Origin of the sequence: Pseudonocardia sp. SID8383 (genome assembly GCF_009864975.1) — a bacterium.
GTDB classification, from domain to species: Bacteria; Actinomycetota; Actinomycetes; order Mycobacteriales; family Pseudonocardiaceae; genus Pseudonocardia; species Pseudonocardia alni.
Window position 1 is genome coordinate 1 of sequence record NZ_WWFY01001093.1, and the last position, 5,046, is coordinate 5,046.

The 5,046-nt window shown below is 75.3% G+C and carries 4 protein-coding genes and 1 pseudogene; 2 read left to right on the forward strand and 3 right to left on the reverse strand.

Annotation, left to right across the window (positions count from 1 at the left end):
• Window positions 1-814, reverse strand: an 814-nt coding sequence (locus GTW08_RS26430; protein WP_202417725.1) for a thermonuclease family protein, incomplete at its 3' end; no start/stop codon positions are given.
• Between the two features lie 140 nt (window positions 815-954).
• The gene (locus GTW08_RS26435; protein WP_073577246.1) at window positions 955-1,689 is read right to left on the reverse strand and encodes a MerR family transcriptional regulator; all 735 of its coding nucleotides are present in this window, start codon (window positions 1,687-1,689) and stop codon (window positions 955-957) included.
• 135 nt (window positions 1,690-1,824) lie between these two features.
• Between GTW08_RS26435 and GTW08_RS26440 the strand changes: the two genes are divergently transcribed.
• Both GTW08_RS26440 and GTW08_RS26445 read left to right on the forward strand, forming a co-directional pair.
• Window positions 1,825-2,289: a CinA family protein gene (locus GTW08_RS26440; RefSeq protein WP_073577245.1), complete on the forward strand. Its 465-nt coding sequence runs from the start codon at window positions 1,825-1,827 to the stop codon at window positions 2,287-2,289.
• A gap of 31 nt (window positions 2,290-2,320) precedes the next feature.
• Entirely contained in the window at window positions 2,321-3,625 is a 1,305-nt protein-coding gene (locus GTW08_RS26445) for an aspartate aminotransferase family protein (protein ID WP_073577244.1), read from the forward strand.
• A gap of 45 nt (window positions 3,626-3,670) precedes the next feature.
• Here GTW08_RS26445 and GTW08_RS26450 read toward each other — a convergent pair.
• Window positions 3,671-5,046, reverse strand: a pseudogene (locus GTW08_RS26450) (acetyl-CoA acetyltransferase); the annotation flags it as partial.

The window sequence follows — 5,046 nt, forward strand, 5'->3', positions numbered from 1 at the left end:
GCTCGGCCTGCTCGGCGGCCAGGCGCTGTGCCTCCCGCACGTCCGAGGCCTGCTCGGCGAAACGGACCTGCAGTGTCCGGGCGTCGTCGGAGGCGGTGTCGAGGACCCCGGTCAGACGGGCCCGGTCGAGCTCGGACAGCACCGCCCAGGCCACACCCGCCCGGTGTGCCCGGACGTCGGCGTCCAGTCCCGCCAGCACGGTCAGCGCGTCGACGGCCTCCCGGCCCGCGGCGTCGAGCTGCGCCGGGTCCGGCGACGGCGACGACGCCCGCTGTGCCAGCCCCGCGACGGTGCCGCGGGCCCGCTCCACCTGCGCGGGGACGGTGCAGGACACCGTCGTCGCGTACAGCCCGCGGCCCGCTGCGCGCGCCTCCTCCTGGGCCTCGGTGACCTCGTCGAGGTAGCGATCGTTGCCGCCGACCACCATCGCGGTGCCGAGTCCCTCCCGGGCGAGCTCGGCGTTGACCAGCCGGCCCCCGGTGTCGTGCACCCCGGCCAGGGTGCGGCCCCAGCCGTCGACGCGCTCGTCGTCGTAGGACAGGTCGACGGTGCTGCCGACCGGGATGAGCGCGGCGAGCCGGGCGGCCGCCTCCGGGCCGAGGCACTGGACGGTGGAGTCGGGATCGACGGTCTCCGGGGTGTCGATGTTGAGCAGCCGGACCGTGGTGCTGCGGCCGTCCAGGGTCGCCTCGAACGTGTCGCCGTCGACGATGCGGGTCACGACGGCCTGGTCCGACCCGCCGCTCGTCACGAGCCCCACACCCGCGACGGTCGCGGTGACCGCGACCACCGCGGCGATCATCTTCCCGAGCACGACCCACCCCTGTTCCCGTGCGCGCCTGCGCGCATCGGACCGATCCGACGGTGCACACGGCGCATCGCGGAACGGACGGGGGCGTTATCGGTCGGCCGGGCCGACCCCCACTACTGATGATCGCCGGCGGTGGGCCCGGTTCAGCCGTCCCCACTCTCCGCGGCGAGGGCCTTCCCGGCGCGCACGAGCACGTCGAGCTGGGCGCGGTTGTACAGCTCCCGCATCGCCCGGCCCAGGGTCTGCTCCGCCCGCTGCTCACCGACGGGTGCGTCGGTGTTCGGCGCGACCAGGCCGGGATGGGTCTCGTAGAGAGCGCGCATGTAGGGCACCATCCGGTCGGCGAGCTCCTGGCGGGTGGCCTCGTCGGCGTCGGCCGGGAGCGTGTCGAACCGGTTCTGCGTCGGGTCCGGGCGGGCGTCGGCCAGCATGTCCGCGACGGCCTGCAGCCGCTCCGAGCCCAGCACCCGCGGGAGGACGAGGGTGAGCGACCGGTCGGCCTCGGACATCGGCTGGTCGGCGGCCGCGGCGAACTCGGTGGGCAGGTCGGTGGGCGCGGCACCGTCCAGGATCAGGGCCAGCTCGGTGCGGGCCTGCTGCAGCCGCTCGATGGTGGCGGCCAGCTCGGCGTCGAGCGCGCGGGCGGCCTCCTCCGGGTGGGCGTCGGCGTCGTTCATCTCGGAGATCTGGGCCAACGAGAATCCGAGGTCGACGAGCCGCTTGATCCGCAGCAGCCGCACCAGGTGCGCCACCCCGTACTGCTTGTAGCCGTTCGCGCGCCGATCGGGCTCGGCCAGCAGCCCGATGTCGTGGTAGTGCCGCACCGCCCGCAGGCTGGTCCCCGCCAACTCGGCGACCTCACGGGTGCTCCAGGTCACGACCGTCCCCCTCGTCCGATTCCCGCTCCTGGCTCCACCTTGCCGTATCCGTCGCCGCACCGTCCCGTGTGGGCATCGGGGGCCGGGCGAGCCGGCCGCGGGATTGTGCCGCCACGTCTCGGGTAGCTCACCCGGGTGCCGAACGAGCTCGACGACCTCGCCGCCCGTATCTCCGACCTCGCCTCGTCGGCGGGCCGGACCGTCGCGGTGGCCGAGTCGCTCACCGGGGGGATGGTGTCCGCCGCACTGGCCGCGTCCAGCGGCGCCGGCGAGTGGTACCGCGGCGGTCTCGTCGCCTACTCTTCGCAGGTCAAGCACGATGTGCTGGACGTCCCCGACGGCCCGGTCGTCGACCCCGACGCGGCCCGGGTGATGGCCGAACGGGTGCGCGAGCTGCTCGGCGCGGACATCGCCGTCGCCCTCACCGGCGCGGGCGGCCCGGATCCGCAGGACGGTCAGGATCCCGGCACGGTGTTCCTCGCCGTCGCCGACGGGGCACACACCGAGGTCGTCCGCCGGGTCCTGACCGGCGAGCCGGTCGAGGTGTGTTCCGCGGCGGGCCGGGAGGCACTGCGGTTCCTCGTCGACCGGATGGGCTGACCGCCCGCAGCGCCGGTGCCACACTCGGGCCATGACCGAGCACCTCATCCGCTACTCCGGCCGCGGCGGCTTCACCCCCGGCGTGATCGCCCGGGCCCAGGGGAGCACCGTCACCACCGAGGACGGCCGGGAGCTGCTCGACTTCACCTCCGGGCAGATGAGCGCGATCCTCGGGCACTCGCACCCGGAGATCGTCGCGACCGTCCGCGACCAGGTCGGACGGCTCGACCACCTCTACAGCGGGATGCTGTCGCGGCCGGTGCTGGAGCTGTGCGAGCGGCTGTGCGCCTCGGTCGGCGGTGGCCTGGACCGGGCGATGCTGCTGACCACCGGCGCGGAGTCCAACGAGGCCGCGATCCGGATGGCCAAGCTCGTCACCGGCCGGCACGAGATCGTCTCCTTCGCCCGGTCCTGGCACGGCATGACCCAGGCCGCGGCGAACGCGACCTACGTCGCCGGCCGCGCCGGGTACGGTCCCGCCGCCCCCGGCAACTTCGCGCTGCCGGTGCCCGACCGCTACCGCCCCGACCTCGTCGACGACGCCGGGGAGCTCGACTGGCGCCGCCAGCTCGACCTCGGGTTCGCCCTGATCGACGCCCAGTCCGTCGGCAGCCTCGCCGCCTGCATCGTCGAGCCGGTCCTGTCCTCCGGCGGGGTCGTCGACCTGCCGCCGGGCTATCTGGCGGCGCTGCGCGACAAGTGTCACGAGCGCGGCATGCTGCTGATCCTCGACGAGGCCCAGACGGGTCTGTGCCGCACCGGCGACTGGTACGCCCACCAGCGCGACGGCGTGGTCCCCGACATCCTCACGCTGTCCAAGACGCTCGGGGCGGGCCTGCCGCTCGCCGCCGTCCTCACCACGGCAGCGATCGAGCAGGTCGCGCACGAGCGCGGCTTCCTGTTCTTCACCACCCACGTCAACGACCCCCTCCCGGCGGCGGTCGGGCTCACCGTGCTCGACGTGCTCACCCGCGACCGGCTCGACCTGCGCGCCCGCGAGCTGGGCACGCTGCTGCAGGACGGCCTGCGGGACCTGGCCCGCACGACCGGGATGATCGGCGACGTCCGCGGGCGCGGCCTGCTGGTCGGCCTGGAGCTGGCGGGCTCCGACACCGACGCGCTCGGGGCGGCCGTCACCGCGCGGTGCGCCGAGCTGGGGCTGCACATGAACATCGTGCAGCTGCCCGGCATGGGCGGGACGTTCCGGATCGCGCCGCCGCTGACCGCGACCGGGGCCGAGATCCGCCGCGGCGTGGACATCCTCGGCACGGCCCTGGGGGAGGTGGCTCAACCCTCGACGGCGGCCGCGAGCCGGGCCGGTGTCGCACCGACGTGACGGCTCGCGCCCGGCGACTTCGCGGTCACGGGGCCCGGACACCCGTCAGCGCGGCGTGACGATCGTCAGCTTCCCGTCGGGCCGGACCCGGACCGCCGCCCCGGCCGGGTCGCCGGCGAGCAGTTCCGGCAGCTCGTCGTCGCGACCGCACCCGATGAACCGCGCACCGCCGTCGTCGAGCCTGCCGACGACGACCGCGTGCCGGCTGCCGTCGCGGTCGTGGCGCACCGTCCAGGTCTCTACGGTCGCCGCGCCGTCGGCGGCGGTCGTCGTCGGGACGGCGGGGACGGCGTCGAGCCGGGCCTGGAGCGCGGCGCTGTCGTCGTCGCGCCAGGGGGCGGGGCGGGTGGAGTAGACCCCGGCGGAGTACTTGGACAGGAACCCGCCGTTCGCGCCGACCAGGCCGTACGTGCCCGGGTCGGCCCGCAGGCGTCGTACGACCTCGGCGACCGCGTGCATCGAGTAGTCGTTCCCCGGCCCGCCGAAGAACGGCAGCCCACCGGTGACCGTGAGCCCGCGCGGGTCGTCGGCGGCCAGCCCGAGGGGGCCGGCGACCGAGGACACCGCGATCGGGAAGCAGGAGTACAGGTCGATGGCGGCGAGGTCGTCCACGCCGGCCCCGGCGCGGTCCAGGGCGTGCCGGACGGCGGCCTCGGCGGCCGGGTAGGCGCCCAGGTCGGGGCGGTCGAGCACGGCATGCTCGGTGAGGTCGGCGTGGCCGTGCAGGAACACCCACCGCTGCGGGTCGATCCCCAGGTCGTGTGCGGTGCCGACCGAGGTGAGGACGACCGCGGCGCCCTGGTTGACCTGGTCGCGCGAGACGAGGAACCGCGGGTACGGGTCGGTGATCATCCGGTTGCGGTCGTCGGTCGTGACGAGCTCGTCGGGCTCTCGGACCCGCGGTGCGGCGGCGTGCGGGTGCCCGGCGGCGACCCGGGTGAACGGCGCGAACAGCTCGCCCATCCCGTGGGCGTAGGCGTCCCGGCCGAGGCCGAGCCGGGCGCGGCGGGCGTTCTCGCACAGCGCGTAGTAGGCGGCGGGGGAGAGCACACCGTGCGCCTCGGCGGCCGGGCTGCGCAGCTCCGAGCCGTACCCGCGGTCCTCCAGCGTGCCGCCGACGTGTTCGCCGTGGTCGGGCCGCTCGGCCTCGGGACGCGACATCAGGTCCCGCACGGTCGACATCGCCTCGGCCCCGACGAGCAGCACCGCCCCGGCCTCCCCGCGGGCGATCGCGCCGGCGAACTCGCTGACGAGCCGTTGCGGGGACTGCCCGCCGACGACGTCGAGCACCGCCCGCCGCGGGTCGGCGCCGACGCGGCGGGCGACCGCACGCGGGTAGTTGTCCGCCCGGCCCAGCGGCGCGACCGCCCCGGGCACCGACATCTCGAACTGTCGCACCCCGGCGACGACGGTCAGCGCCG

Excerpts from the sequence above, each read along its gene's own strand:
- GTW08_RS26445 (WP_073577244.1), top strand. The coding sequence starts at position 2,321 with ATGACCGAGCACCTCATCCGCTACTCCGGCCGCGGCGGCTTCACCCCC.